The sequence below is a fragment of the Jiella flava genome (assembly GCF_017349315.1).
Classification (GTDB): Bacteria; Pseudomonadota; Alphaproteobacteria; order Rhizobiales; family Rhizobiaceae; genus Jiella; species Jiella flava.
In genome coordinates this window covers 1-2,422 of the sequence record NZ_JAFMPP010000032.1, presented here as the reverse complement: position 1 = coordinate 2,422, position 2,422 = coordinate 1, and the positions used below count along the sequence as shown (strand labels likewise).

Here is a 2,422-nt window from a genome sequence, read left to right as displayed (position 1 = left end):
GTGTCAATGACCACTGAATCGGGACCCTCTATTTTCATCTAAAAAGGACCCCGGTTTTGGGGATGATGAAGGGCACGGCGGATAGCGCCCGATCAGGCGGAGCTGGTCAGGGTTGCACAGCCTGATCGGGCGCGACTGGTTTGCTTTTCGGCTTTAGCTTTGAGAGCGGCTTTTGAAGCGCCAGGACTCGTTTCCGGTCTCGACGATCTCGCAATGATGGGTGAGCCGATCGAGCAAGGCGGTGGTCATCTTGGCGTCGCCGGCAAAGACGCTCGGCCATTCACCGAATGCCAGATTGGTGGTGATGATGGTGGAAGTGCGTTCGTAGAGCCGGCTGATGAGATGGAAGAGCAGTTGGCCGCCGGACTGGGCGAAAGGGAGATAGCCAAGTTCGTCGAGCACGACGAAGTCGAGCCGGGTCATATGATCGGCGATGCGGCCCTGGCGGCCGGCGCGGGTCTCGGTCTCCAACCTGTTGACCAGGTCGACGACATTGAAGAAGCGGCCGCGCGCACCATTGCGGATCAGTGCCCGGGCAATGGCGATGGCCAGGTGCGACTTGCCGGTTCCAGTTCCGCCGACCAGCACGACATTGCGCTGATCGGCAATGAAGGCTCCGCCGGCGAGATCACGGATCAGACTCTCGTTGACGGGGGTGCCGGTGAAGTCGAAGTCCTCGATATCCTTCGCCAGCGGCAGCTTGGCGACGGTGAGCTGGTATTTGATGGAGCGCGCCTGCTTCTCCGATATCTCGGCCTGCAGCAGGTCGCCGACGATCCTCGGCGGCTCGTGCTGGCGCTTGATGGCGACGCCCATGATCTCGTCATAGGCCGAGCGCATCCCGTAGAGCTTCAGCGTTCCCATCAGTTCCAGCACTTCGGTTCGTTCCATGGCTGCTTGTCCTCCTGAGACTGTCATAGCGGGCGCAATCGGCGATCGGCTCGTGGGCCAGCTTCAGCGCCTGGGGAATGGAAAGGATCGTGCCCGGCGCCGGATCGCGGCGGCGGGCCAGGATGTTGAGGATCACCGACGATGATGAGACGCCGTGATCGAGGGCTTCCTGGCAGGCCGCCTCGACCGCATTCAATCCGTCGCTCAGCACGCAGGTGAGGATCGACACCATCTGCCGGTCGCCGTCATCCACGGCCTTGAACTTGCGGCGCACCTTCTCCATGGCCGATGGCAAAACCCAATCCCGGAACGGAGCGCCGTTGCGCAATCCTCCGGGCTTGCGGGCCAGCACCGGCACGTAGTGCCAGGGATCGTAGATCACCTCGTTGCGGCCGAAGCAGCGGACATGCTCTCCGACAACCACGCCATCCTGGCGGATGACGATGCGATCGGCATAGGCATGGATTTCGACCGGCCGGCCGACGGCGCGCGACAGCACCGAGTATTTGTTGTTGTCGAAGCGCACCGTGCAGGTCTTCGACACCGAGGCGGGAATGCAGTGGAAACCGTCGAAGCGTCCGGCATAGGGAATGAAGCTGGTCCGCTCGTCCTCGAACACCTCCCAGATCGTGCGGTCGCCCTGTTCGGGATGCCGGTGCGCCTTGGCGTAGGAGACGCATTTGTCGGTCAGCCAGCCGTTCAACTCCTCCAGCGTCTTGAAGCGCAGCCGCGGCGTGAAGAAGCGCTCGCGCACCAGCCCGACCTGGTTCTCGACCTGCCCCTTCTCCCACCCCGACGCCGGCGTGCAGGCCTGCGGCTCGACAAGATAATGCCCGCACATCTGCGCGAAGCGGCGGTTATAGCGGCGATCTCTGCCGATGAAGATCGCGTCCACCGCCGTCTTCATGTTGTCGTAGATGCCGCGCGTGCATGCTCCGCGGAAGAAGGCGAACGCCCGGTCATGCGCGTCGAACACCATCTCCTGCGTCTCGCGCGGGTAGGCCCGAACAAAAAACATGCGGCTATGACAAAGGCGCATGTGCGCAACCTTCACGGTCACCGTCACCCCGTCCAGCAGGACGACCTCGTGGCTCCAGTCGAACTGGTAGGCCTCGCCCGGCGCGAAGCTCAGCGGGATATAGGCCTCCGCAACGGCACTGCCGCGCCGCGTCTCCCACTTCTGCGCATGCCGCCACACCGAACTGTAGCTGCCCTCGTAACCGAGGTCGCGAAGATCCTCGAAGATCCGGATCAGTGTCAGCCGTTCCCGCTGCGGCTTGGCCGCATTCGCCGACAAAAGCCGGTCAAGTTCCTCACGCCAAGCCTCCATCCGCGGATAGGGCTGACGTGTGCGCTCGTAGCGGAACTCCGTCTCGTCCGAGCGCAGTACCTTGCGAACCACCTTGCGGGAGATATTCAACTCCCGGCAGATCGCCTTGATCGACTTTCCCTGGACCCGCGACAGCCGGCGTATCTTTGCAATCGTCTCCACAATCAACATCCAAAACACAAATGCCTCCGATCAAACCGG

Annotated in this window: 2 protein-coding genes; both read right to left on the bottom strand. The window is 62.5% G+C overall.

What is annotated here, in order from left to right:
• Positions 1-153 precede the first annotated feature (153 nt).
• Positions 154-891, bottom strand: coding sequence for an IS21-like element helper ATPase IstB (gene istB, locus J1C48_RS18590; RefSeq protein WP_207259492.1), 738 nt, complete (start codon positions 889-891; stop codon positions 154-156).
• The gene (gene istA, locus J1C48_RS18585; RefSeq protein ID WP_207259491.1) at positions 824-2,392 is read right to left on the bottom strand and encodes an IS21 family transposase; all 1,569 of its coding nucleotides are present in this window, start codon (positions 2,390-2,392) and stop codon (positions 824-826) included. The genes istB and istA overlap by 68 nt, the downstream gene beginning before the upstream one ends.
• Positions 2,393-2,422: the final 30 nt, after the last annotated feature.